Annotated in this window: 26 protein-coding genes; 14 read left to right on the forward strand and 12 right to left on the reverse strand. The window is 74.3% G+C overall.

The features are described 5' to 3' along the window. Window positions 1-114 precede the first annotated feature (114 nt). Both ACIPLC_RS10825 and ACIPLC_RS10830 read right to left on the reverse strand, forming a co-directional pair. The gene (locus ACIPLC_RS10825; RefSeq protein ID WP_400472613.1) at window positions 115-675 is read right to left on the reverse strand and encodes a DinB family protein; all 561 of its coding nucleotides are present in this window, start codon (window positions 673-675) and stop codon (window positions 115-117) included. Window positions 676-769: 94 nt separating this feature from the next. Further along, complete coding sequence (locus ACIPLC_RS10830) at window positions 770-1,750, reverse strand: DUF2690 domain-containing protein (protein ID WP_400472614.1); 981 nt, start codon at window positions 1,748-1,750, stop codon at window positions 770-772. Between the two features lie 311 nt (window positions 1,751-2,061). On the opposite strand from ACIPLC_RS10830, the gene ACIPLC_RS10835 reads away from it, so the two are divergent. Continuing rightward, on the forward strand, window positions 2,062-2,853 hold the full coding sequence (locus ACIPLC_RS10835) for a class I SAM-dependent methyltransferase (RefSeq protein ID WP_400472615.1): 792 nt from the start codon (window positions 2,062-2,064) through the stop codon (window positions 2,851-2,853). Window positions 2,854-2,959: 106 nt separating this feature from the next. On the opposite strand, the gene ACIPLC_RS10840 is transcribed toward ACIPLC_RS10835, so the two are convergent. After that, window positions 2,960-3,496 (reverse strand): TetR/AcrR family transcriptional regulator, encoded by a 537-nt coding sequence (locus ACIPLC_RS10840; RefSeq protein WP_400472616.1) that lies wholly within the window; start codon window positions 3,494-3,496, stop codon window positions 2,960-2,962. On the opposite strand from ACIPLC_RS10840, the gene ACIPLC_RS10845 reads away from it, so the two are divergent. Together ACIPLC_RS10845 and ACIPLC_RS10850 are read left to right on the forward strand one after the other, a co-directional pair. After that, window positions 3,475-4,344, forward strand: a complete 870-nt coding sequence (locus ACIPLC_RS10845) for an SDR family NAD(P)-dependent oxidoreductase (protein WP_400472617.1) — start codon at window positions 3,475-3,477, stop codon at window positions 4,342-4,344. The genes ACIPLC_RS10840 and ACIPLC_RS10845 overlap by 22 nt on opposite strands. 28 nt (window positions 4,345-4,372) lie before the next feature. Beyond that, on the forward strand, window positions 4,373-5,116 hold the full coding sequence (locus tag ACIPLC_RS10850) for an SDR family NAD(P)-dependent oxidoreductase (RefSeq protein WP_400472618.1): 744 nt from the start codon (window positions 4,373-4,375) through the stop codon (window positions 5,114-5,116). 63 nt (window positions 5,117-5,179) lie between these two features. Here ACIPLC_RS10850 and ACIPLC_RS10855 read toward each other — a convergent pair whose 3' ends face one another. After that, a complete protein-coding gene (locus tag ACIPLC_RS10855; protein ID WP_400472619.1) occupies window positions 5,180-6,976 on the reverse strand; it encodes a beta-galactosidase in 1,797 nt (598 codons plus the stop codon). A gap of 53 nt (window positions 6,977-7,029) precedes the next feature. Here ACIPLC_RS10855 and ACIPLC_RS10860 point away from each other — a divergent pair, with 53 nt between their 5' ends. Continuing rightward, window positions 7,030-8,757, forward strand: a complete 1,728-nt coding sequence (locus tag ACIPLC_RS10860) for a hypothetical protein (RefSeq protein ID WP_400472620.1) — start codon at window positions 7,030-7,032, stop codon at window positions 8,755-8,757. A 106-nt stretch (window positions 8,758-8,863) separates the two neighbouring features. On the opposite strand, the gene ACIPLC_RS10865 is transcribed toward ACIPLC_RS10860, so the two are convergent. Continuing rightward, window positions 8,864-9,580: a DUF3592 domain-containing protein gene (locus ACIPLC_RS10865; RefSeq protein ID WP_400472621.1), complete on the reverse strand. Its 717-nt coding sequence runs from the start codon at window positions 9,578-9,580 to the stop codon at window positions 8,864-8,866. Window positions 9,581-9,649: 69 nt separating this feature from the next. After that, window positions 9,650-10,645 carry a LysR family transcriptional regulator gene (locus ACIPLC_RS10870; RefSeq protein ID WP_400472622.1) on the reverse strand — a complete coding sequence of 332 codons (996 nt, stop codon included), beginning with the start codon at window positions 10,643-10,645 and terminating at the stop codon, window positions 9,650-9,652. 370 nt (window positions 10,646-11,015) lie between these two features. On the opposite strand from ACIPLC_RS10870, the gene ACIPLC_RS10875 reads away from it, so the two are divergent. After that, on the forward strand, window positions 11,016-11,594 hold the full coding sequence (locus ACIPLC_RS10875) for a DUF5994 family protein (protein ID WP_400472623.1): 579 nt from the start codon (window positions 11,016-11,018) through the stop codon (window positions 11,592-11,594). 22 nt (window positions 11,595-11,616) lie between these two features. On the opposite strand, the gene ACIPLC_RS10880 is transcribed toward ACIPLC_RS10875, so the two are convergent. Continuing rightward, window positions 11,617-13,500: an APC family permease gene (locus tag ACIPLC_RS10880; protein WP_400472691.1), complete on the reverse strand. Its 1,884-nt coding sequence runs from the start codon at window positions 13,498-13,500 to the stop codon at window positions 11,617-11,619. 617 nt (window positions 13,501-14,117) lie between these two features. Here ACIPLC_RS10880 and ACIPLC_RS10885 point away from each other — a divergent pair. Next, on the forward strand, window positions 14,118-14,609 hold the full coding sequence (locus ACIPLC_RS10885; RefSeq protein WP_400472624.1) for a DUF5994 family protein: 492 nt from the start codon (window positions 14,118-14,120) through the stop codon (window positions 14,607-14,609). A gap of 127 nt (window positions 14,610-14,736) precedes the next feature. Next, on the forward strand, window positions 14,737-14,988 hold the full coding sequence (locus ACIPLC_RS10890; RefSeq protein WP_400472625.1) for a hypothetical protein: 252 nt from the start codon (window positions 14,737-14,739) through the stop codon (window positions 14,986-14,988). Window positions 14,989-15,032: 44 nt separating this feature from the next. Here ACIPLC_RS10890 and ACIPLC_RS10895 read toward each other — a convergent pair whose 3' ends face one another. Beyond that, on the reverse strand, window positions 15,033-15,497 hold the full coding sequence (locus ACIPLC_RS10895) for a ribonuclease domain-containing protein (protein ID WP_400472626.1): 465 nt from the start codon (window positions 15,495-15,497) through the stop codon (window positions 15,033-15,035). A gap of 96 nt (window positions 15,498-15,593) precedes the next feature. Here ACIPLC_RS10895 and ACIPLC_RS10900 point away from each other — a divergent pair, with 96 nt between their 5' ends. Further along, entirely contained in the window at window positions 15,594-16,031 is a 438-nt protein-coding gene (locus tag ACIPLC_RS10900; RefSeq protein ID WP_400472627.1) for a DUF2809 domain-containing protein, read from the forward strand. 7 nt (window positions 16,032-16,038) lie between these two features. Here the strand turns inward: ACIPLC_RS10900 and ACIPLC_RS10905 are convergent, their stop codons facing one another. After that, window positions 16,039-16,821 (reverse strand): SGNH/GDSL hydrolase family protein, encoded by a 783-nt coding sequence (locus tag ACIPLC_RS10905; protein WP_400472628.1) that lies wholly within the window; start codon window positions 16,819-16,821, stop codon window positions 16,039-16,041. A 208-nt stretch (window positions 16,822-17,029) separates the two neighbouring features. Here ACIPLC_RS10905 and ACIPLC_RS10910 point away from each other — a divergent pair, with 208 nt between their 5' ends. From ACIPLC_RS10910 to ACIPLC_RS10920, 3 genes are all read left to right on the forward strand, one after another. Next, entirely contained in the window at window positions 17,030-17,923 is an 894-nt protein-coding gene (locus tag ACIPLC_RS10910; RefSeq protein ID WP_400472629.1) for a 4Fe-4S domain-containing protein, read from the forward strand. Window positions 17,924-18,121: 198 nt separating this feature from the next. Then, window positions 18,122-18,949, forward strand: a complete 828-nt coding sequence (ddaH, locus tag ACIPLC_RS10915; RefSeq protein ID WP_400472630.1) for a dimethylargininase — start codon at window positions 18,122-18,124, stop codon at window positions 18,947-18,949. A 121-nt stretch (window positions 18,950-19,070) separates the two neighbouring features. Next, entirely contained in the window at window positions 19,071-19,937 is an 867-nt protein-coding gene (locus ACIPLC_RS10920) for a hypothetical protein (RefSeq protein WP_400472631.1), read from the forward strand. An 82-nt stretch (window positions 19,938-20,019) separates the two neighbouring features. Here ACIPLC_RS10920 and ACIPLC_RS10925 read toward each other — a convergent pair whose 3' ends face one another. From ACIPLC_RS10925 to ACIPLC_RS10935, 3 genes are all read right to left on the reverse strand, one after another. Next, window positions 20,020-20,211: a heterodisulfide reductase-related iron-sulfur binding cluster gene (locus ACIPLC_RS10925; RefSeq protein ID WP_400472632.1), complete on the reverse strand. Its 192-nt coding sequence runs from the start codon at window positions 20,209-20,211 to the stop codon at window positions 20,020-20,022. A gap of 105 nt (window positions 20,212-20,316) precedes the next feature. Then, window positions 20,317-21,495 carry a globin domain-containing protein gene (locus ACIPLC_RS10930; protein WP_400472633.1) on the reverse strand — a complete coding sequence of 393 codons (1,179 nt, stop codon included), beginning with the start codon at window positions 21,493-21,495 and terminating at the stop codon, window positions 20,317-20,319. 75 nt (window positions 21,496-21,570) lie between these two features. Beyond that, entirely contained in the window at window positions 21,571-22,014 is a 444-nt protein-coding gene (locus tag ACIPLC_RS10935) for an RrF2 family transcriptional regulator (RefSeq protein ID WP_400472634.1), read from the reverse strand. Window positions 22,015-22,292: 278 nt separating this feature from the next. Between ACIPLC_RS10935 and ACIPLC_RS10940 the strand changes: the two genes are divergently transcribed. The 3 genes from ACIPLC_RS10940 to ACIPLC_RS10950 all read left to right on the forward strand — a co-directional run bounded on the left by ACIPLC_RS10940 (window position 22,293) and on the right by ACIPLC_RS10950 (window position 25,997). Then, a complete protein-coding gene (locus ACIPLC_RS10940; RefSeq protein WP_400472635.1) occupies window positions 22,293-23,942 on the forward strand; it encodes a beta-propeller fold lactonase family protein in 1,650 nt (549 codons plus the stop codon). A 172-nt stretch (window positions 23,943-24,114) separates the two neighbouring features. Beyond that, complete coding sequence (locus tag ACIPLC_RS10945; RefSeq protein ID WP_400472636.1) at window positions 24,115-24,840, forward strand: transcriptional regulator; 726 nt, start codon at window positions 24,115-24,117, stop codon at window positions 24,838-24,840. A gap of 26 nt (window positions 24,841-24,866) precedes the next feature. Then, entirely contained in the window at window positions 24,867-25,997 is a 1,131-nt protein-coding gene (locus ACIPLC_RS10950) for an aminotransferase class I/II-fold pyridoxal phosphate-dependent enzyme (RefSeq protein ID WP_400472637.1), read from the forward strand. Window positions 25,998-26,035 lie beyond the last annotated feature (38 nt).

The raw sequence follows: 26,035 nt of genomic DNA on the forward strand, positions 1-26,035 counted from the left end.
CCACCCGCCCGCGACCTGCGCGAACGGCCTTCGGGGGGAGTGACGTCCGACACCGGGCGACGGTTCCTGAGCCTGGTGGGGCCGGCCGCGAAGGTCAGCGCGCCGGGACGGGCCTCACTGGCCCACCCGCCCGTCGACGCACTCGCGCAACAGGTCCGCGTGCCCGCAGTGACGGGCGTACTCGTCGATCCGGTGCACCAGCAGCTCTCGCACCGCGATCCCGCTCCTCCCCAGCCGCACGCCCAGATCCGGGTGCGCGGCCAGCGCGGCGTCGGTGGCGGCCTGTTCGCGCGCCAGGTCGGCGAACGCGGCGTCGACCTCGGCCTGCCCGGCGACGGCTCCGTCGAAGTCCGCGTCCCGCTTGCCGTAGAGCTTCGGCAGCGGATCACCGTCGCTGATCCAGCCGCGCCAGTCCCGTTCCACTTCGGCGAGGTGCCGGACCAGGCCGAGCAGCGACATCGTCGACGGCGGGACGGACCGGCGGGCCAGTTGCTCCGGGTCCAGGCCCTCGCACTTCATCCGCAGGGTATGGCGGTAGTTCGTCAGGAAGTCGTCCAGGGTGGCGAGTTCGCCGTCCGGGCAGACGCCCTCGCTGTTGCGGGGGTCGTCGTCAGGGTCGGTCCACATGTCGGGGTAGACGGTCGCCTGGGTCCATCGCTCGGGTCGGTCGCTCATACGGGCCATGTTCGTTCGTGCGGGCCCGGGCCGCCAGTGGGTTTCCCCGCGGTGATCACTTCCAGGTTCCGGAGAGGGCGCGGGCGACGCCGGATCAGGGCGTGGGGGTGGGAGCGGCGGCCGGAGGTGCCGGGCTGGGGAGGGCGCTCGCGCGGGCGGCGGGGTCGGTGACGACGTCGGTGCAGCCGTTGCCGTCCTTCTGATGGCCGCACACCTGCAAGGTGGTGTCGCCGGGGCTCGCGTCGACCATCACGGAGTAGTTGTCGTAGCCCCAGTGGATCAGGGCGGTCTCCTGCCAGCCGCTGTTGGTGGTGATGGTGGCGCTGTCCCCCGGGGAGCCGTCGGTGATCCCGGCCCAGGCGGCCCGGCAGCGCGGGCTGTAGTGGACGTAGAGGACGACCTTGCCCACGGTGCCGGTCAGGAGGGTGCGCTGGTCGACGTCGCATCCCATGGCCTGGGGGTCCTTGCCCGCGCAGCCGACGCCCTCGCAGAGCGGCGCCCTCACGGCGGTCGCCGTCGCCGTTTTCGGCGGGAGCGTCGCCGCCGACGCCGTGCCGTGGCCGCCGTGCGGGCCGCGCAGGTACAGGCCTGCGAACAGGATGAGCACGGCGGCGACGGCGGCCCCCACGAGGGCCGACGGCCGCCGCCACGGGGCGAACGGCGCAGCCGGGGCGGGGGCAGGCTCGGGCACCTCGGCGGGCTCTGCGGGCGCGGGCTCTGCGGGTTCAGGCTCTGCGGGTTCAGGTGCGGGCGCGGACCGGGCCGCGTCGGCCGCCGGCCAGGGCGCGGAGGAGAGCGCCTCGTCCGTGTCGCGCGCGGCCTCGGCCTTCCGCAGCAGGGAGGTGAGCAGATCGGCGTCGCACTCGACCGTGGCGATCAGGCCGGCCAGGGCCTGGGGGGTGATCAGGCGCTTCCCGTTCATCCACCGTTCCCAGGAGGCCTTGCTGAGGTAGGTCCTCTTCCCGAGTTCGGCCAGGGAGATCCGATGCGCGTCCTTGACCGCGCGCAGTTCCTCGGCCAGGCGACGAGCGGGCTCCGAAAGGTCGTCAGGGAGCGGCTGCCAGGACTGACTCATCGTGGGCACCTCGGGCGGGTCGTGCGGGGGGATGCGGACTGATCCACTTTCGGATGATCAGCTTAATCGGTCGACTCGCCTCGGCTCCCACCCGCTTCCCCGGGCCGCTCCCGCACCCTGCCGTGCCCCCTGCCCGGCCGTCCCACCAGGGAGCGCCGCGTCCCGGGACGGAACGGCGCCCCCGGGGTCGCCCCGGGGTGCCTTCGCCCACCCGGCACCGATCGCCTACGATCACGGTCTGCCGCGTCGAGCGACGGGCAGGGCGACGGATCCCGGGCGACGGGCAAGAGCGAACCGAGAGGCGGCGGAGCATGGCCGACGAGCACGGCTACCTGCTGGACAACCGGCAGCGGGAGGCGGGCCGGCGGTTCGACGCCATCGCCGAGCTGTTCGACGCGTGGACGCTGGAGCACCTGGACCGGCTGGGCCCGCTCGACGGGCACCACTGCTGGGAGGTGGGCGCGGGCGGGCCGGGAATCCCGCTGGCGCTGGCCGAGCGGGTCGGGCCGAGCGGCCGGGTCCTGGCCAGCGACCTCGACACCAGCTGGCTGACCGGGCTGCCCGCCGACCGGGTCGAGGTCCGCTGGCACGACGTCACCCGCGATCCGCTGCCCGACGAGCGGTTCGACCTGGTGCACGCCCGCCTGCTGCTGGTGCACCTGCCCGACCGGGCCGAGGTGCTGCGACGGCTGGCGTCGGCGGTGCGGCCCGGAGGCTGGCTGGTGGTGGAGGACGCGGACCCGGCCCTCCAGCCGCTCGCCTGCCCGGACGAGCACGGACCGGACCAGGAGTTGGCGAACCGGGTGCGCCGGGCGTTCCGGGCCCGGCTCGCCGAGCGGGGCGCCGACCTCGCCTTCGGCCGCACCCTGCCCCGGCTGCTCCGTGCCGCGGACCTGACGGAGGTCGCCGCCGAGGCGTACTTCCCCGTCACCTCCCCGGCCTGCCGGGAACTGGAGGCGGCGACGGTCCGTCAGCTCCGCGACCAGCTGGTCGGCCCCGACCTCCCCGCCGCCGACCTGGACCGGCACCTGGCCAACCTCCGCGACACCGAGCTGGACGTGACCACCGCCCCGCTGATCACCTGCTGGGGCCGGCGCCGGTAGGGCCTGTCCGGTGCCCTGTCCAGTGCCCTGTCCAGTGCTCTGTCCGGCGAGACCGGCCGGACAGCGCCTGGTCGGGGACCATGACGGAACGGCCTTGCGGTGAACCTCAGCCCCCGCCCGGTCGGATCGAGGCGACGGCGTAGCCGGTGAGCAGGGCGGTCACGAGGTCGGTGAGGCGGGGTTCGACCTCGACGACGGAGTGGCACAGTTCGGGGTCGGTCTCGTAGAAGGCGCGCAGCGTCGTGCCCGGTGCGGCCATCTGCCACAGGGCTCCGGCCATCGACGTCGCGGTCACCACCACGCTGCGCGCCTGGTCGGCGTCGAGCGGGGTGGCCGTGCGCAGCGCGGCGCCGATCCGCGCCACCTCCGCGATGGCGCGGAGCTTGAACGCCCGGACGGTGTCCAGGGAGACGTTCCGTTCCAGGTTCAGCGGGGTGTGCGCGAGCAGGTCGCAGAAGAGCGGGCGGGCCACCAGGGACTGCGCCAGGACGCCGGCGATCGAACGGGCGGTCGGCCCCCACTCCGGCTCGGCGGCGGTTCCGCAGGGCCGCACGGAGCCCAGACGGCTCCGCACCTCGGCCGACCACTCCTCCCAGGCGTCCGCCGCCATGCAGTAGAACCATGAGCACGCAACCGCAGACATGGTTCATCACCGGTTCCTCGCGCGGCTTCGGTCGCGCCCTGACCACGGCGGCCCTGGCGGCCGGCGACCGGGTCGTGGCGACCGCCCGCAAGCCCGGGCAGCTGGACGACCTGGTCGCCCGGTACGGCGACCGCGTCCTCCCGGTGTCCCTCGACGTCACCGACGCCGCCGCGGCCGAGGCCGCCTTCGCCACCGCGCGCCAGGCGTTCGGCCGGGTCGACGTCGTCGTCAACAACGCCGGCTACGCCAACCTCGCGCCGGTGGAGACCGGCGACGAGGCGGACTTCCGCCGCCAGTTCGACACCAACTTCTGGGGCGTCCACAACGTCTCCAAGGCCGCGCTGCCCCTGCTCAAGGAACAGGGCGCCGGCCTCGTGATCCAGTTCTCCTCCATCGGCGGGCGCGTCGGCGGGAACCCGGGGCTCGGCTCCTACCAGGCGGCCAAGTTCGCCGTCGACGGCCTCACCAGGGTCCTCGCCGCCGAGACCGCGCCGCTGGGGATCCGCTACCTGGTCGTCGAACCGGGAGGTTTCGCCACCGACTGGGCCGGAGCCTCGATGGAGGTCGACGACGTCCCCGCCGAGTACCGCGCCAGCGTGGGCGCCATGGCGGACCTGCTGCGCGGCGGCGCCGCCGCCGTGGGCGACCCCGACCGCGCGGCGGAGATCCTGGTCCGGATCGTCAAGGCCGGGAACCCGCCCACCCACCTGCTCCTGGGCGGCGGCGCGGCCCGGATGGCCCTGGACTACTCCCACGGGCAGATCGCCGAAGCCACCGCCTGGCAGGCCGTCTCGGCCTCCGCCGACACCGGCGCGGACTACCCGGTCGACCTGCCCACCGCCCGCTGAGGCCGACAGCGGAGAAGGGAGGAGCAGGATGCGACCGTTCACCGGGAGAGTCGCGCTGGTCACCGGCGCCGGATCGGGCATGGGGCGGGCCACCGCGATCCTGTTGGCGCGGCGGGGCGCCGCCGTCACCGTCGTCGGCCGGCGCGAGCACAAGCTCGCCGAGGTGGTCGCCGAGATCACCGCCTCCGGCGGGCGGGCCCTCGCCGTCCCGGGAGACGTCAGCAGGCCCGAGGACCACGAGCGTGCGGTCACCCGTACCGTCGAGGAGTTCGGCTTCCTGCACTACGCCGTCAACAACGCCGGCGTGTCCGGCGCCTTCACCCCGCTGACCGAGATGACCCCCCGGCAGTGGCAGCGCACCATCGACATCGACCTCAACGGCCTGTTCTACGGGATCAAGTACCAGATCCCGGCGATCCTCGCCGCCGGGGGCGGCGCGATCGTCAACGTCTCCAGCGTGTTCGCCGACCGCGGCGGCCCGACCGCCGAGTACTCCAGCGCCAAACACGGCATCCGTGGCCTGACGCGCACCGCGGCGATCCAGTACGGAGGCCGGGGAGTACGCGTCAGCGAAGTGCAACCCGTCGTCATCGACACCGAGATGACCCGGGCCAACCCCGACGGCACCCGGCGCGTCGCGGAGACCGGGATCCCGATGGGGCGGGTCGGCACCGGGGAGGAGATCGCGACCGCCGTCGCGTTCCTGCTCTCCGACGACGCCTCCTACATCAACGGCAGCCACCTCGCCGTCGACGGCGGGTTCCTGGCGTAGGCCGGCCGGCCGCGAAGGACCCGCCACGCGGCGGGCCCTTCGCGGCCGGCCGGGAGCGGGGCTTCAGAACTCGGAGCTGGGGGCGTCCGTGGCGGGGCCAAGGTCGGGCTGGTCGCGGAGGTCGAGGGCGTCGCCGTGGCGGGTGAGTTCGAGGAGGACGAGGGTGTTGGTGCCCGGGCGCCAGAGCGGGGCGGGGGCGTAGAGGGTGCGCTGCGGGCCCTCGTCGGTGTAGCGGCCGAGGAGGAAGCCGTTGAGCCAGAGCAGGCCGCGGCCCCAGCCGGGGAGGGCGAGGAAGGCGTCGGCGGGGGTGTCGAGGTCGGTCTCGAAACGGTGGAAGGCGGGGTCGCCGTCGGTGGCGGTGGTGGCCGGGTCGAAGGCCAGGCCGCTCAGGTCGGTGAGGGGCAGGGGGCGGATCTCCCAGCCGTGGAGGCGCTGGCGTTCGTGCGAGACGCCGCGCCGGATGCCCTTGCGGTCGTCGAGTTGGGGGCCGTAGTTGGTGCGGCCGAGCGCCTCGACGAGGATGTCCAGGGTGGTGCCGGCCGGTGCGGTGGCCAGCGGGAGGGTGGCGCCGGGGGTGTTGCGGTCGAGGGTGCCGAGGGGGCGGCCGTCGGCGAAGACCTGGGCGCGGTCGCCGAGGCCGTCGATGCGCAGGGGCAGGGTGGGGCGGGGGCCGGGGACGCGGGTGCGGTAGTGGATGAGGCCGAGGGACTGGCCGAGGTTCTCCATGGGTTCCGGGACGGGCCGGTGCCGGGGGGCGGCGAGGGCGTCGAGGGAGTCGAGCAGGCGGGCCCGGCCGGTCCCGCGGTCGATGCGGCGCGGGGTCAGACGGGGCGGGTCGGCGGGGAGTTCGCCGTCGGGCAAGGGGAGGTACCGGCCGATGACGTCGCGCAGGGCGTGGAACTTGGCGGTGAGTTCGCCGGCCTCGCCGATGGGGGCGTCGTAGTCGTAGCTGGTGGCGGTGGGTTCGTAGCCGGGGGTGTCGGGGCTGGTGCCGGTGTGGTTGGCGCCGGACCAGAGGCCGAAGTTGGTGCCGCCGTGGGCCATGTAGAGGTTGACGGAGGCGCCGGTGGCGAGGAGCGCGTCCAGGGAGCGGGCGCTCTCCTCGGGGTCGCGGACGTGGTGGGGCCCGCCGACCCGGTCGAACCAGCCGATCCAGAACTCCATGGCGGCGAGCGGCCCCTTGGGCTGCTGGCGGCGGAGCACCTCGAAGCGCTCGGGGGCGCGGGAGCCGAAGGTCGCGGTGGCGAGCAGACCGGGGATCGCGCCGCCCTGCTGCATGAAGTCCTCGGCGCCGTCGGCGGTGAACAGCAGGCAGTCCACGCCGCGCGCCACGAGGCCGTCGCGCAGGTGGGCGAGGTAGGCGGCGTCGGTGCCGTAGCTGCCGTACTCGTTCTCGACCTGGACGGCCACCACGGGGCCGCCGCGGCTCGCCAGCAGCGGCAGCAGTTCGGGCGCGAGGGCGTCGAACCAGCCGTCCACGGCGGCCAGGAAGGCGGGGTCGGCGCAGCGCAGGCGCAGGCCGTCGACGGCGAGCAGCCGGGCGGGCAGGCCGCCGAACTCCCATTCGGCGCAGATGTAGGGGCCGGGCCGCAGGATGACGTCCAGTCCGTGTTCCCGGGCCAGCCGGACGAACCGGGCCACGTCCCGCCAGCCGGTGAAGTCGATCTCACCGCTGGGCAGTTCGTGGAAGTTCCAGGGGATGTAGGTGTCCACGGTGTTGACGCCGAGGGCGCGCAGGCGGCGCAGCCGGTCGTCCCAGAGCCCGGGGTGGACGCGGAAGTAGTGCAGGGCGCCGGCGACGATCCGGTGCGGGGCCCCGTTGCGGCGGAACCCGGAGCCGTCGTAGTCGAGTTCGATCATGGCGTGACCAGCTTTCGAGGGTGTGGCACGGGCTGCCAGGGTAGGCCAGAACGGTGAACGCCCCGGGCGACCACCGAGGACCGGACCCGCCCCCGGGTGCCCGTGCACGCCCGGACTCCGCGAAGGACAGCCTCGGCACCCGGGACATGGAGGGCCGGGCGTTCATCGAGCCGACCCAGGAGCTGAACTTCGTCCGCAACCTCTCCCGCGGCCGGTTCACCGCCCTGCTGGTGCCCACCGCCGTGCACGGCCGGGAGCGCTGGCAGATCTTCGCGCACAACGACGCCACCGCCCGGATCGACGGCTTCAGCGTCGAGCGCAGCCGCGACGGGCTGTTCAACACCCAGGGCTCGCAGGCCTGGACCAGCCCCGACGAGCGCTACCGCGAGGCCGTCCACGAAGCTGCCCCCGGCACCTGCCCGTTCACCGGCCGGCCGCTGGTGCCGGCGGTGAGCGAGAGCGGCCACGCCGAGACGGCGCTGCGCTTCGACGGCGTCGACGACGTGGCCGAGCTGCCCGCCAAGGGCCTGCAACTCGCCGACGCGGACTTCACGGTGGAGTTCTGGGCCCGGCGCACCGCGACGGGAGGCCGGGAGGACTTCCTGATCGGGCACGGCGCGGCCGCCGGCGCCCGGCCGAACAGCCGGTGCCGATCGGCACCGTGCTGCGGATCGACGGCGGCGTGGTGGAGTTCACCGAGGGCACCCTCGCCCGGCTCGCCGGCCCCGGCTTCGTCACCGTCGGCGGCCACGGCTTCCGCTTCGAGGGGGACCACCCCGCCGGCAGCAAGTCGCTGCGCGCTCAAGCGTCGCATCCAGCGCGACCAGCAGCGCCTGCACAGCTACTACGACACCGTCTCCACCGAGACCCACGCCCCCGACCCCACCGCCCAACGGGCCGGGCGGGTGCTCGGCGGCGCGATCGGAGCCGACGCCGCACCGGCCAAGGAGCGGGGGACCACCGACAGCGCCACCGGCCAGGGCTTCTCCCGCAGGGACCTGGTCAACACCTACGTCTGGACCGCCGCCGGCGGGTTCTTCGCCGAGACCACCGAGACCACCGACGTGGTCAGCGAGACGACCTCGGGCTCGTACTCGCTGTCCGGATCGGTCGGCACCTCGGTCGGCACCTCCTTCCAGATCGCCGGCATCGGCATCGGCGCCCAGTTGGACGCCTCCGTCGGAGGTGGGATGACCGCCACCCGGGCCCGCGGCAAGGAGGCCACCCGCTCCTTCGGACTGAACGTGGAGGTCAACCCCGCCACCAACCTCCAGCGCTACGACCAGGACCGCAAGCCCGTCTTCGACCAGGACGGCCAACCCGTCAAGGTGCCCGGCAAGGTCGACGCCTACCGCTTCCTCAGCTTCTACCTCGGCGAGGACAGCGAGCACTTCGACACCTTCTTCCACAAGGTCGTCGACCCCACCTGGCTCGCGAACGGCAACGACCCCAACGCGGCGGCGCTGCGCCAGGCCCGCCAGTCCGACCGCAAGCCCCCGTGCTGGCGGGTGCTGCACCGCGTCACCTTCGTCAGCCGGGTGTTGCCCGCCGTCCCGCCGGCCGGGGCGCCGCCGCTGGAGAAGGCCATGCGCCAGCTCGACGTGGAGAGCAACTACGAGCTCATCCGCCGCCTCGACCCGTACGTGAAGGGCGCCGCCACCGGCCTGCCCGAACTCGCCGAGGCCACCCGTTCCGCGCTCGCCGCCCAACTGCCGGAGCTGCTCCCGCACGCGGCCGACGTGACCGGCTTCCTCGCGCAGTACTACGGCGTGGACGCCTGAGCATCCACCACCCAGGGCTGACAGTGCCCCGCTCAAGGCCCCGCCGACGGCGGGGCCTTGGGCGTTTCAGGGCCCGGCAGGCCAAGTCGCCCTCCGCGGTGCGGCGTCAGTCGTTCGCGGACTCCTCCAGGACCCACCAGACGCACAGGCTGAACGGGGTGCCGAGCCCGCCCAGGACGACCCCGAACCACAGCGGCCAGTAGCCGCCGGCGGTGACGGGAGCCCGCTGCGGGTGGACGGGATCGACCCGCACGTCGACCCGGTGCCCGTCGGGCCACTGGTCGTCCGAGCCCTCCTCGGCGCGGTACTCGTGCCCGTCCGCCGCCCAGAGGTAGGTGCACTCGGTGCTGGTGTCACCGCTGCTGTGGCAGCCGGTGACGGTGGCGGACACCCGCAGCGTGGCGTGCAGGTCGCGGTCGTGCGCGTGGAACCAGCCGCTGAGGGAGAAGGCGAAGCAGCCGGCGAGGACGCAGAGCATCAGGGCGAGCATGGCGCCGTGGAACAGGGCGGCGACGGAGCCGGAGCGCGGGCTCTCGCCCAGGGCCAGCCGCACCGGCGAGGCCAGCGCCGCGAGTGCCGCCGCACCGGCCGCGCCGACCCAGCCGGCGTACCAGGGCGCCGATCCCCACGACGTGCAGGCCGTCGTCACCGCGCCGACCAGCACGGCGGCCCAGGCCGTCCGTTGGAGCAGGCGCGTGGCGGCGCGCGCCCGGCGGCGCAGCGATCCGGCCCGGGTGGGGGCGGTGGAGGGCGGGCGGTCCTCGGGGGTGGAGGGCCGGCGGTCCTCGGGGGTGGGGGGTCGCTCGTCCGCGATGCTGGTCACCCGGCCACGCTGGCAGAGGGCCGGGCCGGGCACCAGAAAGCGGTCCTCACCCCTGGCGTTCAGCAACGCTTACGGCGTCGCGGTGGACGTGCTCTGCTCGCTGGGGTCGACCAGGTGGCCGTTCACGCGCGGCTCCCCGTCGGCCAGGCCCTGGGCCGCCAACCGCTCGCTCGCCGCCAGCAGCGCGCTCTGCAGCGCCTCGGCCGCCGCCCGCACCGCCGGGGGCGCTCCCCACGGGCCGGTCCGGCGGAGCAGGCGCACCAGGTAACTGCCGGGCACCGGCAGCGTGGTGACGGTGCCGGCGCCCGGGCCGATCAGGGCGGCGGCGTTCGCGGGCAGGATCGCGGCGCCCAGGCGGGCGGCGAGCATGGTGTAGACGGCGAAGCGGTAGCGGGCGGTGTGCTCCACCTGGGGCACGATGCCGTGCCGGGCGGCCAGCCGCTGGAAGGCCAGCTGCCGGGGGGAGCCGGCCGGGGCGGCGATCCAGGGGCGGCCGGACAGCTGGGCGGGGTCGGTGGGCGGGGGCCAGTCGGACGGGACGATCAGGCGGTAGGCGTCCTCGAACATGACGCTCGCCTCGACGCCGGGCGGCAGCGGGGTGGGTTCCTCCCGGTCGTCCTCGATGACCAGGACGTCCAGTTCGCCCAGGCGCAGCGCGCGCAGGCCCTCCTGCCGTCCGGTCTCCACCAGCCGGGGGGCCAGGTCGGGGTGGGTGCGGGCGAGCAGGTGGACGGCGGTGGTGGCGAAGAACGTGATGGCGGGCGCCGGCACCCCGATGGCGACCGGGCCGGTGGCGGCGCCGCCGAGTGCGCGCAGGTCGCGGGCGGCGTCCTGGAGCGCCTGGCCGATCCGGTCGCCGTAGCCGGCCAACAGGTGGCCCGCAGCGGTCAGTTCGGCCCGACCACCGGTGCGGTCCACCAGCGGGACGCCGACCTCGCGTTCCAGTCGGCCCAGCTGCTGGGACACCGCGGAGGGGGTGTGGCCCAGCGCCCGTGCGGCGCCCGCCACGCTGCCGGAGTCGGCGATCTGGCGCAGGATCAGCAGCCTCTTCGGGTCGAGTTCCACCACTGTGCCGCCCTTTCGCCGCGCCCGGGGTCGAGGACGCCCATCCTGGCAGAGGCCGCGGTCGGCGCTCCGGGCCGGGCGGGGGACCGGCGGGCCAGCGGCGCCCGTCACCGTCGGCGTCGGTGCCGCGTGTACAAACAGTCACCGGCGCACCGCCGGAACCATCTGATCGAAGCCGGGTGCCGACTCGTGGCCGACGAATCATCGGGGAAGCGCTGCTACAGCCGCCACACGAGGTCCGGGCCTGGCGGAGAGTAGCCTGGATGTCACCGAAGGCACCTCGCATGCCGGCAAGACAACTGGCGTCGTCTCCGGCGAACGGCGATGCCGGATCCGGCCCGAGGCCGGGTCCGGGGACAGGTCTTCGATCATGACTACGACCCTCGATCGCGCGATGACGCTCACCGCCGGGGAACCCGCGGCACGGCTCTCCCGGGTACCCGAGGGCACCCGGCCCGGCCGGCTGGACGGCGCCTGGTGGCCCCGCTCGCGTGACCTTCTCCTCGAACTCCCCTCCCTCGCCGCCGCATTGGACGGTCCGTGGGGGCGGGTCACCCGGGTCACCGTGAACCCCACGCAGTGGCCGGTCGTCCCGCACCGGGCCCCGGTCGCCGGGCACACCGTCCACGTGGGCTGGTTCACCACCGAGCAGGACGAGCACCTGATCGTGGTCTGCTCGTACGCCCCGCTGCGGCTGAACCTGCTGATCGTCCCGCCGGAGACGGACGCCGGCACCGCCGAGCGGCTGATGGCCCGGGCGGCCGACCCCGCCGACAGCCGGACCGCGAGCGAACTGCTCGCCTCGGAGCCGGGCCGCGGCGCGGCCGGAGCGGAGCCCGGTACCGATGTCCTGCCCTCGGCGGTCGCGCCCGCCACCGGCGCGGACGAGGCCGGCCGGCGGGCGGACGTCGCCCGAAGCCGCGCCGCCTCCTGGCCCGTCGACGGGTAGCGGTTCGGGTGTGGGCACCCGGCTACACGTGGAAGGGGACGGTGGTGACGATGATCTTCGGCAGCGGGCGGAGCGCTCTGCGCAGGCGGGGGGCGAGCCGGTTGTGCAGGAGGCGGTGGCGCCGGTGTCGTACGACGATCTCCGGGAGGACGACGGTCAAGGTGAGGTCCGGGCGCTGGCGGTGCAGGGACTCGATGTAGTTGACCAGGGGCGCGACGATCGCGCGGTAGGGGGAGAGGAGGATCTTCAGCGGCAGGTGGTCGCCCCACAGGTTCCAGTACGCGCGGAAGCGCTGGGCCTCCTCCTCACTGGGGCTGATGTGCAGGGCGAGGACGGGCTGGCGGAGCGAGGCGGCGTAGGCGAGGGCGCGCATGCCGGCCAGGTCCAGTGCGGCGATCGGCACGATCAGCAGGGGGTGGATCTCCTCGGGGGTCTCCTCGCTCTCCTGGCTCTCCGCCGTCGTCTCCGCGACCGTCGTCTCCGCCTCCGCCTCCGCCTCCGCCGAGGGTGAGGGCGCGAGCGCGGGCGCGCCGTCCCGTGGACGTGGCCGGGTGAGGGCGCGGCCGGGGACCTCCACGGCGTGCGGGTGCAGGGCGAGCGCCGCGGCGACCTGCTCGTAGTGGTGCCGGATCCTGGTGGCCACCAGGATGAACAGGCCCACGACGAGCGCGGCGAACCAGGCGCCGGAGGTGAACTTGGTGATCGCGGCGGTGACGAGCACGATCGCCGAGAGCAGCGCGCCGACGGCGTTGAAGATCAGGCTCTTGCGCCAGTGGCGGTCGCGCAGGCGCCACCAGTGCACGACCATCCCGGTCTGCGACAGCGTGAAGGCGAGGAACACACCGACCGCGTACAGCGGGATCAGCGGCGCGGTCCTGCCGTCGAACGCCGCGTAGATCGCGGCCGCGGCGACGGAGAGCACGACGATGCCGTTGCTGAAGGCCAGCCGGTCGCCCAGCCGCAGGAAGATCCGCGGCGCCTGGTTGTCGCGTGCCAGGAGGTAGAGGACGCGGGGGAAGTCGTTGTAGGCGGTGTTGGCCGCCAGGAGCAGGATCGCGGCGGTGGCGGCCTGGGTGAAGACGTAGCCGAAGCCCGGGCCGAAGGCGCGGTGGGCGAGCTGCGACAGCACCGTCTCCTGGGCATCGGGGACGACGCCGTCGAGGTGGACCAGCGCGACCGTGCCGGCGAAGAGCACGATCAGCAGGCCGACCATCCAGGTCAGGGTGGTACGGGCGTTGCGCCATTCGGTGGGCTGGAAGGCCGGGACGGCGTTGGAGATCGCCTCGATGCCGGTCATCGCCGTCGCGCCGGAGGCGAAGGCGCGCAGGACCAGGAGCACGCCGACCCCCTCGGTCGCGGTCGACGGCGGTGCCGCGGTGGGCTGGAAGCCGTGGGCGGCCGCGCGGTAGAGGCCGAAGGCGATGAGGGCGAGGATGACGAGGACGAAGGCGTAGGTCGGTGCGGCGAACAGGACGCCCGCCTGCCGTACGCCGCGCAGGTTCCCGGCGAGCAGCACGCCGATCACGGCGAGGCCGATCGGCACGACGTCGCCCTGCAGCGAGGGGATCGCCGAGGTGACCGCCGCCATGCCGGAGGCGATCGAGACCGCGACCGTGAGGATGTAGTCGGTCATCAGGCCGGCGGCCGCCGCCAGCCCGGGGAGACGGCCGAGGTTCGCGGTGGCGACGATGTACGAGCCGCCGCCGTGCGGGTAGGCGCGGATCGTCTGACGGTAGGACACCCCGACCGCCAGCATCAGGAACGCGATCGTCGCGGCGATGGGCACCGAGTAGGGCAGGCCGGCGGTGCCCGCCAGGACCAGGACGGCCAGCATCGCCTCGGGCCCGTAGGCGACGGACGAGAGCGCGTCGGCGGAGAGCACCGGCAGCGCCACCAGCTTGCGCATCCGCTCGTGTGCGATCGCGGTGCTGCGCAGCGGGGCCCCGAGCAGCACGTGCCGGACCGAGGCGCCCGCCCGGCCGAGTCGGGAGGTCGGGGCGTCCTCGCCGCCCGCCTCGACCGACGGCGGCTGCCCGCCGACGGTGGCCACCCGCACGAAGCGGCCGAAGCGCACCGGCCGGATCTCGGAGGAGGCCGGATAGCGGCCGAGCTCCGGGTCCACCGGCAGCGCCCGGCGCCACGCCCGCGGATCCCCGGCCGTCCGACCCCATTCCCGGCCCACCCGGCGCAGCACCCCGACCTGTTCCCGGTCGAGTGCCGGCAGCGGGGCGTCAGGGCTGGGCGCGCCGCCCGCCCCGGCGCCACCGCCGTCATTCTTCGTATTCGACACGACACACAGTGTTACGCATCGCGGCCTCCGGCGGCGCAGGGCCGACGGCGCTCGCCCCGTCCCGTTCGGTCCCGGACCGGTCCCGGACCGGTCCCGCCCGGCCCCGTTCCGCACCGGACCGGCGCTGGTGCGGTCGGAGTACCGTGGGAGGGCGGGGCGGCCCCTGCTGCTGGAACCGAAGGGCCGGCCCCGCTCAGCGGGCCCGATCCGCGCCCGCGGAGAGGCGGCGAGCCATGTCGGACGATGCCGGTGCCCCGCACCCCGGGCTCCTGCCGGACCACTTCCGGCAGGCGGTGAAACCGGGGACGGTCCTGCTGCGCCTGGAGACCACGCAGTCCCGCGAGGGCGCACTCGATGGCGCCTGGTGGCCGCGCTCCCGGAACATCGGTGCCGAACTTCCCGGTCTGGTCGGCGCGTTGACCGAACACCTCGGCCCCGTGGTGAGCGTGGGCCTGGACGCGGACGCCTGGGACGAGGTGCCGGCCCGGATCGTCGTCGACGGGCGGTCGGTGCGCATCGACCGGTACCCGGTCGGCGACGACACGGTGATCGTCACGCGGGGCGACCGCGATCACTTCAGTCTGCTCGTGGTTCCGCCGCAGGCGGGCCGGGAGGCGGCCCTGACCGCGATGGCCCGCGCGGTCCGGGCCGGCGGCACCGACTCGGCGCGGCAGATCCTGCTGGCCACCGGCATCGGCCCCGAGCCCACGACCGAGCTGCACTGACCGAGCTGCACTGACCGAACGGCACTGATCGGACGGCACTGACCGAACGGCACTGACCGAACGGCACTGATGGAGGTGCACTGGTCGAAACGCACCGAGGAGCGGCCCCGGGCCGGAGGAGGTCAGGATGTGGCACTACCGATGGGTCCTGGAGACCCAGGACGACGACGGCCGCTGGGCCCGGCAGGACGGCTCGCCCATGCCCAACCCCCTGGAGTACGACGGGCCGCCCCAGCAGGCCGCCAACCACGTGCGGGAGGTGTTCGTGCGCACGCTCTCCCACCCGGCCCCGGGGCCCCGGGCGGTCAGGGTCCGGGTCTGGGGCGGGGCCGACGCCGTCGGCGAGCCCGAGGCCGAGACCGAGTGGTCACGCGAGTGACGCGCCCGGCCCCGGCCTGAGGGGGTGGTGTCCGGGCGTCCGGATCAGGAGCATCCCTCGCTGATCTCGCGGAAGTTGGCGTAGTGGTCGTCGCTGTACCAGACGTGGTGGTTGGCGGCGTCGCGGACCAGGCGCTCGGCGTCACGGTGCTGGCCGGGCATGCGCGGGTTGACGTCGTACTCGCGGTAGTGGCCGTCCTGGGGGAGGTCGCCGCTGCGGTTGCCGTAGACGTTGCTGCCGCGGATCACGTAGGGGGAGTCGGCCACCGGGTAGTCGCGGGGGGCGTTCGCGGTCGGCCAGTTCAGGTCCTGCCAGATGTGGCACGCCTCCTCGACCTGGGGCGGGAACTGGTCGACGGGCAGCGGGGGTTCGAGGATGTCGCGGACGGTCCGCGGCGCGGGGTGGGCCGCGGGGACGGCGGCGCCGGCCGGGGCGGCGGAGGGGGCGGCGACGGCCGTCAGGAGCAACGCGGCGGCGGCCACGCGGAGCAGGTATCGGTGTGCGGTCACGCAGCGGCCAACGACGCGCGGGCGCGGCGGGTGCGCGCTGTCACCCGTACGGCCCAGCAGCCCTGACCCCGGCGGCCGGGTCGTAGGGTGGGGCACGTGGATGATCTCTGGGGGCGCCTGCGGGTGCGGGCGGTGCCGCTGCTGGCGGCCGGGGTGACGGTGGCGGCCGGGCTGGGCGTGCGGGCCGTGCTGGGCGGGGACGTGGCGAAGTACGCCGGGGACGCGCTCTACACGGTGCTGGTGTACGCGCTGGTGGTACTGGTCGCGCCCAGGGTGCGGCCGGGGCGCGCGGCGGTGGTGGCGGCGGGGCTGAGCTGGGCGGTGGAGCTGTTCCAGATCACCGGGGTGCCCGAGGAGTTGGGGCGGCGCAGCGGGCTGGCCCGGCTGGTGCTGGGGTCGACGTTCAACCCGCCGGACCTGTTCTGGTACCTGGTCGGCGCCGCGTTCGCCGTGCTGGTGCACCGGGCGCTGCGGACCGCGAAGACCGCGAGGGCCGCAGGGGCTGCGCGGACCGCAGCGCCCGGTGCCGCCTGACGGGGCGTCAGAGCGGAAGCAGCTCCGGCCGCTTGGCCTCGACGTGGTCCCCCGAGGACTCCCCGCGCAGTCGTCGGCCGACCCAGGGCAGCAGGTACTCGCGGGCCCACTGGAGGTTCTCGCGCCGCTGGTCGGCGGCGGACGGCTCCGGCGTGGCGGGCCAGGCCGCCTCAGGGTCCTGCGCGGTGCGCAGCCCCAGGGAGCGGGCGGCCAGCAGGGCGACCCGCTGGTGGCCTTCGGGGGACAGGTGCAGCCGGTCCTCGCTCCACGCCCGGCGGTCCTGGACGGCGCGCAGCGACCACAGGTCGGCGACCTTGCAGCCGTTGCGGTCGGCGACCGCCCGCATGTGCCCGTTGTAGGTGGCGATCTTGCCGCGCAGGTGCTTGAACAGCGGCACGTCCCGGGTGTCGAAGCCGGTGCAGATCAGCACCGTCCCGGCGGAGGCGGTGAGTTGGACGATGGCCGCCTCGAAGCGCTCGGCGACCTCGTCCGGGTCGCTGCCGGGCCGCAGGATGTCGTTGCCGCCGGCGCAGAAGGTGGCCAGGTCGGGCTGGAGCCTGCGGACCTGCGGCACCTGCTCGGCCACGATCTGGTCCAGCAGCCGGCCGCGCACCGCCAGGTTGGCGTAGCGGAACCCGCCCGGCGGACGCCCGTCGGCGAGCAGCCCGGCCAGGCGGTCGGCCCAGCCGGCGAACGCGCCGTCGGCACCGGGGTCGTTCAGGCCCTCGGTGAAGCTGTCGCCGAGGGCGGCATACGAACTGAGGTCAAGGGTCTCCTGGAGGTTCGGCATGAAGGAGATAGTTCACCCATTCAAGTGACCTACGCCACCGTAGGTGTCCCCGACGGCACGTGAGATGGGCCACGTGCCCCTGCGGAATACAGAGCGCCGGGCCCCGGAAACCACAAGATCCCGCCCCCCTTCCGCTTTTGGGCCCGTCCGGACGATCCTCGAAGGGCGCGGCCGGCCCGGCCGCCGTCCTTCCAGGGGGAAGACATCCATGGCTCTGAATCCGACCTCCGGTCTGTCCGGGCAGTGGTCCGTCGACGACCGCTGCACCAACTGCGACGTGGCCCGCCAGCTCGCGCCCGGACTGATCCGCGAGCGCGCCGGCCGCTCCGAGCTGGTCCGCCAGCCGCACGACGAGGCCGAGCAGCGCCAGCTGCTCGCCGCCGCCCACGCCTGCCCCACCCGCTCCATCCGGCCGGGCACCGGTCCGCTCGACCCGGCCACCGACCCCTTCCCGCTCGCGCTCGACGACGGCCTGCTGCTGCTCGGCCAGAACTCCCGCCACACCGCCGGGGCCAACTCCTACCTCTGCCGCCGCCCGACGGGCTGGCTGATGGTCGACACGCCGCGTTACGCCGAGCCGCTGGCGGCCCGGTACGAGGCGCTCGGGCCGGTCACCGACATCCTGCTGACGCACCGTGACCACGCGGCGCACGGCCGGGCGTACGCCGACCGGCTCGGCGCCCGGCTCTGGATCCACGAGGGCGACCTGGAGGCCGTGCCCGACGCCGACCGGGTGCTGCGCGGCCTCGACCCGGTGGAGGTCGCCCCGGGCGTCACCGCCCACCCCTTCCCCGGCCACACCCTCGGCAGCGTGCTGTACCTGGTCGACGAGCTGTACTGCTTCACCGGCGACACCCTGTACTGGTCCCGCACCACCGGGGACCTGGAGGTGTACGACACCGTCACCTGGTATTCGATCGAGGAGCTCTCCGCCTCGCTGGACCGCAGCCTGGACGCGCTGCGCTTCGAGTGGCTGCTGCCCGGCCACGGCCAGCGGCACCGGATGCCCGCCGAGGAGGCGGCGGCCCGGCTGCGGGCGCTCGCCGTCCGCTGCCGGGGCCTGCGGACGGCGCCGGTGGACTTCGGCGCGGTCCGCTGGTGACGCTCGGTGCGGCCCGCCGATGACACTCCGCGCGGTCTGCCGGTGACGTTCGGCCGCACGTGCGCCGGGGCCCGCGCCGGGTGCGCGGGGTCCTGCGCCCGTCGGGGGCGCCCGTGCGGGTGTGCGAACGGCGCCGCCGGGGCAGCGGCCTGGGGAACGGAATCCACGAACTCCCCTGCACCCGAGGACGGTTGAGGAATGCCCATGCAGACCCCGGAGCGCACCGCCAGGCCGCGGCGCTACCTGATGTGCCGGCCGACGTACTTCACCGTGGACTACGCGATCAACCCGTGGATGGACCCGGCGCAGCCCACCGACACCGCGCTCGCCGTCCGCCAGTGGGAGCGGCTGTACTGGCTGTACCGCCGCCTCGGCCACACCGTCGAGCTGATCGACCCGGTGCCCGGCCTGCCCGACATGGTCTACGCCGCCAACGGTGCGACCGTGCTGGACGGCCGGGCGCTGGTCGCCACCTTCCGCTACCCGGAGCGGGCCGCCGAGTCCGCGGCCTACCAGGCCTGGTTCCGGTCGCACGGGTACCGGGAGGTGCACCGCGCCGGGCACGTCAACGAGGGCGAGGGCGACCACCTGGTGGCCGGCGGCCGGGTGCTCGCCGGGACGGGCTTTCGCACCTCCCGGGCCGCGCACGCCGAGGCGGGCGAGTTCTTCGGCGTCCCGGTGGTCGGCCTGACCCTGGTCGACCCGCGCTTCTACCACCTGGACACGGCGCTGGCCGTGCTCGCCGACGACCACGTCGTGTACTACCCGGAGGCCTTCGACGCCGACAGCCGGTCCGTGCTGCGCACCCTGTACCCGGACGCGATCCTCGCCGACCGGGCCGACGCCGAGGTGTTCGGGCTCAACGCGGTCTCGGACGGCCGCCGGGTGCTGCTGCCCGAGGCGGCGAAGCACCTGGCCGGGCGGCTCGTCGAGCACGGCTACGAGCCGGTCCCGGTGGACGTCTCGGAGCTGTTGAAGGGCGGTGGCGGGGCCAAGTGCTGCACGCTGGAGCTGCGGCCCGCGTGACTAGGGATCTGCCCTCCGCGCTGCCCTCCGCGCTGCCCTCGCGGACCTTCCCGGGCGCCCGGCCGTCCGGTAGAGGTTGACCAGGGCATCCGGGGCGGTGCCGTGCCGACAGGAGGGCCACATGCGGGATCAGACGCCCACATCCGAGGACGAGGCGGCGCGGCGGCGCAGGGCGGCGCCCGACCGCCGGAGCACGGACCTCCCGGCCGAGGGGGTCCGGGAGGCTGCGGCCGGTGGCCCGCTGTCCCCTTCGACGGCACTGCCGCTGCAACGCGCCCTCGGGAACGCCGCGGTGGCCCGGCTGGTCGAGCGGCAGCGGCACGGTCACGACGCCTCCGGCGGCCGGCCGGGAGCCGGGGCGCCGGTCCAGCGGGCACCCACGCCCGGGGCCGCGCCCGCGACGCAGATCGCGCTCACCCACCTCCCGGGCGACGACCTGGAAGGCGAATGCGGCTACTTCGAGCGCAGGCGGCAGTTGAGCGTCAACGCGCCGCAGCAAGGGGTGATCATCCAGGAGATCAACCGGGTCTTCGCCGTGGAGGAGTGGGACGGCGAGGGTTGGACCGCCATGCCGGGCGCCCGCATCGACACGTACATCACCGCCAAGGGTTCGAGCGCCCACGCCACCGTCGCCCGCTACTGGGAGCTGTGGACGGTGGACGCGGCGGGCAACGTCTCCGACGGCGCCGAGGACACCTTCTCGCTGTGCTCGGTCATCCCCGGCCGCAAGCGCAAGGACACCACCCGGGGGACGTACACGATCACGGGCCGGGCGGTCTTCTACCCCACGGTCGTCGCGCCCGCGGATCTGGGCTTCGCGCAGGGCGGCGCTCCGCCGGCGGGCGGCCTGTTCAGCACGCTGGCCGACCCGTCGGCGGCCATCGCGGGCCAGGGGCTGGCCGCTTCCGGGTCACCGGTCGACTGCCGGGTGCGGGTCAGCTGGGACAGCTCGCAGGGCGACCGGTACAGCGAGGTGGAGATGACCTGAGCCGCCTTCGTCGGGTTGCCCGGTCCTTCGTCGGGCTGCCCGATCGGCAGGGATGCTCTTATGGATGATGCTCTTATGGATGTCAGCCCTCGACCGGCAGCACCTCCAGAGTGCGCGGGCCGTGCACGCCCTCGACCCGGTCGAGCCCGCAGCGGGTCTGTCCGGCGGGGAAGTCCACTGCCACACCGAGGCGTTCGAGCAGCCGGACGGTGGCGACCGCCGTGGCGGGGAGCAGCGCGTCGTTGACGCAGGTGGCGAACAGTGCGACCCGCATCGGCCCTCCCTTCGTCCGGCGTCGCCGGCCGGCCCGCTCGTGATCGCACCGAGCCGGCCGGCCGGGGCGCGGGATCTCAGGAGGCCTCGGGGATCTCGAGGGATCTCAGGCGAGCCAGAGGTCGGGGCCGAACACCTCGTAGTGGATGTCCGCCGCCGGGACGCCGGCCGCGAGGAGTTGCTCGCGGACGGCGCGCAGGAAGGGCAGCGGCCCGCACAGGTAGGCGGTGGTGCCGGCCGGGACGTCGACGGTGGAGAGGTCGACCAACCCGGTGCGCTCGGCGGGCCAGTCGCCGAGCGGCCGCTCGTAGAAGACGTGGGCGGTGGCGTTCGGCAGCTTGGCGGTGAGCTGGGCGAGGTCGGCGCGGAAGGCGTGGGCGAGTTGGTCGCGGTCGCCGTGCACCGAGACGACGGTCCGGGCGGAGCCGGTGGCGGCGAGGTGGTCGAGCATGGCGGTCATCGGGGTGTTGCCGATGCCGGCGGAGGCCAGCAGCACCGGCCCGTCGCCGTCGGCGAGGGCGATGTCGCCGAGCGGCGGCGCGAGGTGGACGAGGCCGCCGGTGTGCAGGTGGTCGTGCAGGTGGGCGGAGACCTCGCCGCCGGGCTCGCGCTTGACGGTGAAGCGCAGCGCGCCGTCGGCGGTGCCGGAGAGGCTGTACTGGCGGATCTGCCGGGCGCCGTCGGGCAGTTCGGTGCGCACCGAGACGTACTGGCCGGGTCGGGAGGCGGGGACGGGGCCGCCGTCGGCGGGGCGGACGAGGAAGGTGGTGACGGTGTCGGTCTCCTGGTAGCGGGCGACGACGGTGTAGGGGCGCCAGAGGTCGGCCGGGTCGCCGCCGGCGGCGGCCTCGGCGCGCAGCCGGTCCTCGACGGCGACGAGGGCGTTGGCCATCAGCCAGTACACCTCGTCCCAGGCGGCGGCGACCTCGTGGGTGACGGCGTCGCCGAGCACGTCGACGATGGCGGCGAAGAGGTGCTCGTGGACGATCCGGTACTGGCTGCCGTCGATGCCGACGGAGACGTGCTTGTGGGCGATCCGGGCGAGCATCGCGTCCGGCCGCTGGTCGGGATGGGCGATCAGTGCGCCGGCGAAGGCGGCTATCGACCCGGCGAGCGCCTGCTGCTGGGTGCCGTTGGCCTGGTTGCCGCGGTTGAACAGGTCGCGCAGCAGCTCCGGGTGGGCGGCGAACAGCCGGTCGTAGAAGAGCGGGGTGATGTCCCCGATGGCGCCGCCCACGACGGGCAGGGTGGCCTCGATGACCTCGGCGGACTTGGCGGACAGCATCAGTCGGGCTCCTAACTGGTATATGAGATTCGCATTTAAGGCCGTGCGTGAGCCCGGCCCCGGGGGGTGGGGGGATCAGCCGGTGGGTCTGGTGGTGAGGCCGAGCAGCACCGGCCCGGTGGGGGCGGCCACCAGGTCGTCGATGCTGAGCGGGTCGAGCGCGGCGAAGAAGGCCTCCTGGGCGGTCCGCAGCGCACCGCGCAGGCGGCACGCGGCCCGCAGTGGGCACGGCGGGTCGTCCTCGCAGCCGACCACGTCGCCGACCCCCTCCAGCTCGCGCAGGAGCAGCCCGAGCGAGCCGGTGCGCCCGGCGAAGGTGAGCAGCAGCCCGCCGCCGCGACCGCGTCGGGCCTCCACCACCCCGAGGTGCTGCAAGCGGCTGACCACCTTCGCCGCGTGGGTGTACGGCACGCCGACCGCCTCGGCCACCTCGCGGGTGGTCGGGTTGGCGTCCTCGTCCAGGACGGCCAGTCGCATGGCGATCCGCAGGGCGATGTCGGTGCTCTTGGTCAGCCTCACGTTCTGGACGCTACCTAATGCGATTCCACAACTCCAATTTTCTGCACGCCCCCGACCGGCCGCCGACCGACCCCTGGCCGTCGAGGGGGGTGTGGCAGGGGATGTCGGGCCCGCAACACGGTCGAATCTGAACAGTTGACGACATTAGCGATCAGCCCCTGACGGATGGTCATACCGGCTTCTACGCTTCGTGCGGCTCCGGATCCGCGGGGGGCCGGAGCGACCGGCGTTGCATCCCTTGACCGACCATTCTGGAGAGACCCGTGAGAACACGCCACGTGAGAACACGTCCCGCACCCGGGCGCACCTGGACGGCCGTGACCGCGATAGCCGCGGCCACGGCCGCACTGCTGTCGCAGCCCGCCACCGCCGAGGCCGCCACGCCGCCGCCGACCGTCAAGGCCCACGTGCCGGTGGCGCCCTACCCGGCGGGCGTGGCGCTCACCCCGGACGGTGGCCGCGCCTACGTGACCAGCCAGAGCAGCGGCGCGGTGAGCGTGCTGGACACCGCGAGCAACACGGTGGCCGCCACCTTCACCGCCGGCACCGGTTCCTACGCGGTCGCCCTGTCGCCCGACGGGCACCGGGCGTACCTGACCCACCACCTCGACGGCACCGTCAGCGTCGTGGACACCGCGAGCAACACCGTGACCGCCACCGTCCCGGTCGGTGCCCAGCCGTGGGGCCTCGCGCTCTCGGCGGACGGCTCGCGCGCCTACGTCGGCAACGCCGGGGCCGACACCGTGAGCGTGCTGGACACCACCACCAACACGGTCACCGCCACCGTCCCGGTCGGCGCCGGGCCGCACGGGCTCGCCGTCTCGGCGGACGGCAAGCGGCTCTACGTCGCCGCCTCCGGTGCGAAGGCGGTGAACGTGATCGACACCGCGAGCAGCACGGTGAGCGCCACCGTTCCCGTCGGCCACAGCGTCTTCGGCCTCGCGCTCAGCCCGGACGGCACCCGACTGTGGGCCGCCGACGCCGACGACGCCACCGCGAGCGTCGTCGACACCACCGGCAACGCGCTCGTCGGCACCGTCGCCGTCGGCACCGGCCCGTACGCCGTCTCGCTCGCCCCGGACGGCAGCGCCGCGTACGTCTCCAACTACGGCGACAACACGGTCAGCGTGGTGGACACCGCCAGCCGGACGGTCACCGCGACCGTCCCGGTCGGCGCGAGCCCGTACGGCCTGGCGATCACCGGCGACGGCCGGCGCGGCTACCTCGCCGACTTCACCGGCGGCGCCGTCGACGTGCTCGACTTCCCGTTGCCCGTCCCGGCCGTCACCGGGATCAGCCCGTCCGGCGGCTCGGGGGTCGGCGGCACGACGGTGACCGTCACCGGCACCGACCTGAACGGCGCCACCGCCGTGACCTTCGGCGCGGCCGGCGCCGCCACCGCGTTCAGCTGCACCAGGACCAGCTGCACCGCCACCGCCCCCGCCACCACGGTGACCGGGCCGGTGGACGTCCGAGTCACCACGCCCGGCGGCACCAGCGCCGCCGTCGCCGCCGCCCGCTTCAGCTACACGGCCCCCAGCGCCCACCTCGGCGTCGCCCTGACCGCCACGCCGGTGTCCGACCTGCTCACCGGCCGGGTCGACTACACCGTCACGCTGACCGGCCAGGGCCCGGACACGCTGACCTCGGGCACCGTCTCCGCCGACCTCCCGGCCGGCCTCGCGGCGACCTCCAGCGACTGCACCGTCGCGGGCACCAAGCTCACCTGCACGCTCGCCGGGCCGCTCGCCAAGGGGTCGAGCACCACCCGGCACTTCTCGATCTCGGTCGGCCTGCTCAGCCTGATCCGCAGCTTCGACGTCACCGTGGCCCGCACCGCCGGCGTGCCCGCCGACCCGACCCCGGCCACCAGCCGGGACACCCGCAGCTGCACCGCCGTCCTCGGACTGCTGATCACCTGCCGCTGACCCTCCCCGAGCCCCGAAGGCCCCGCCGCGGCGGGGCCTTCGCGCATGTCCGGACGAAACGCCCGGACGACGCCTGGGCGATGCCTGGGTGAAACGCCCGGACGAATTGCCCGGACGAATTGCCCGGACGAGTGCCTGGACGAAACGTCTGGACTGGACGTACAGTCCGAGCATGACCATCGAAACCCCCGACCCGCGGGTCCGGACCTGGACACCGGTCTGCCGCGCCGTGGCCCTGCTGCTCGGGCCGTACGCCGAGGTGGTGCTGCACGACGCCGCCGCCGACCAGGTGCTGGCCATCTGGAACCCGATGACCCCCCGCGCCCCCGGTGATCCGTCGCTGCTCGGCGAGCTGGACACCCTCGACCCGTCCGCCCCCGACGTCTTCGGGCCCTACGAGAAGCTGCTGCCCGACGGGCGCCGGCTCTCCTCCGTCAGCGCCGTGCTGCGCGACGACGCCGGACGGCCCTCGGCGGTGCTCTGCGTCAACCTCGACCGGGGCCCCCTGGAGCACGCCGCCGCCCTGCTGGCGGGCTTCGCCGCGCCCACCGCGCCCCGCCCCGAAACGCTCTTCGAGCGCGACTGGACGGAGCGGATGAACGACGTGATCGGCGGCTACGTCCGCGCGCACGGCCGCCCGCTCGAACGCTTCGGCCGGGAGGACCGGCTCGCCGTCCTGCGCGAACTCGACCAGGCCGGGGTGTTCGCCGTCCGCCGCGCCGTCCCGGCCGTCGCCACCGCACTGCGGGTCTCCCGCTCGACCGCCTACACCCTGCTCGCCGAGCTCAAGCAGGCCCCCGAGCTCAAGCAGGCCCCCGAGCTCAAGCAGACCCCCGAGAACCAGCACCGGCACCCCGGCGTCGCCGCCGACGCTGCCGCTGCCGCCCGCCGCCGCTGACGCCAACGAGAGTGAGTGACAGAGAGATGACCAGGCTCCCCGACTTCCGGCTCGAAACCTACTTCTCGCGCTGGGAGTTCACCGCCCGCCACCACCTGGCCGCCTCCGACGCCCAGACCATGACGATGGCCGAACTCCTCGCCCTGGCCGGCCCCGAGGACCGGCAGGCCTGGGACGGCCTCGCCCTCGGCTACACCGAGACCTACGGCGATCCGGAGCTGCGCCGCGCCATCGCCGGGATGTACCAGGAGGTCGACGCCGACGACGTGCTCTGCTTCGGCGGCGCGCAGGAGGGGCTCAACCTCGCCATGCAGGTGCTCCTCGACCGGGCCGACCACGCCGTGGTGGTGACCCCCAACTACCAGTCCGCCGAGACCATCCCGCTCTCGCTCTGCGAGGTCACCGGCGTCGCCCTGGACGAGAAGGACGACTGGGCGCTCGACCTCGACGCGGTCAGGGCCGCGCTGCGCCCGAACACCCGGGTGCTGTCGGTGAACTTCCCCCACAACCCGACCGGCAAGGTGATCGACGCGGCCGACTTCACGCGCCTGGTGGAGCTGTGCGACGAGCGCGGCATCCGGCTCTTCTCCGACGAGGTCTACCGGGGCCTGGAACGCGACCCCGCCCGTGCGCTGCCACAGGCCGCCGACCTCTCCGAGCGCGCCCTCTCGCTCAACGTCACCTCGAAGTCGCTCGGCCTTCCCGGCCTGCGGATCGGCTGGATCGCCTGCCGCGACCGGGAGCTGCGCTCCCGGCTGGAGCGGGCCAAGCACTACACCACGATCTGCAACTCGGCGCCGAGCGAGGTGCTGGCCCGGATCGCGATCAACGCCCGCGAGCGGATCCTGGCGCGCAACCGCACCATCATCGCGGAGAACCTGCCGCGGTTCGACGCGTTCTTCGCCGAGTTCGGCGACCTCTTCGAGTGGCGTGCCCCGGACGGTGGCTGCGTCGCCTACCCGCGCTACCTCGGGGCGGACGGCGTGGAGGACTTCTGCACCGCGCTGGTCGAGCAGGCGGGCGTCCTGCTGCTGCCCGCGAGCATGTTCCACTCCGACCTGACGCCCGCCCCCGTCGACCGCTTCCGGATCGGTCTCGGCCGCCGCGACCCGGGCCCCGCCCTGGCGGCCTTCGGCGACTGGCTCCGCAAGCGCTGACCGCCGGGCGCCGCCGCGAAGGAGTGCGGGCCCGTTCG

This window comes from Kitasatospora sp. NPDC086801, assembly GCF_044745805.1.
GTDB lineage: Bacteria > Actinomycetota > Actinomycetes > Streptomycetales > Streptomycetaceae > Kitasatospora.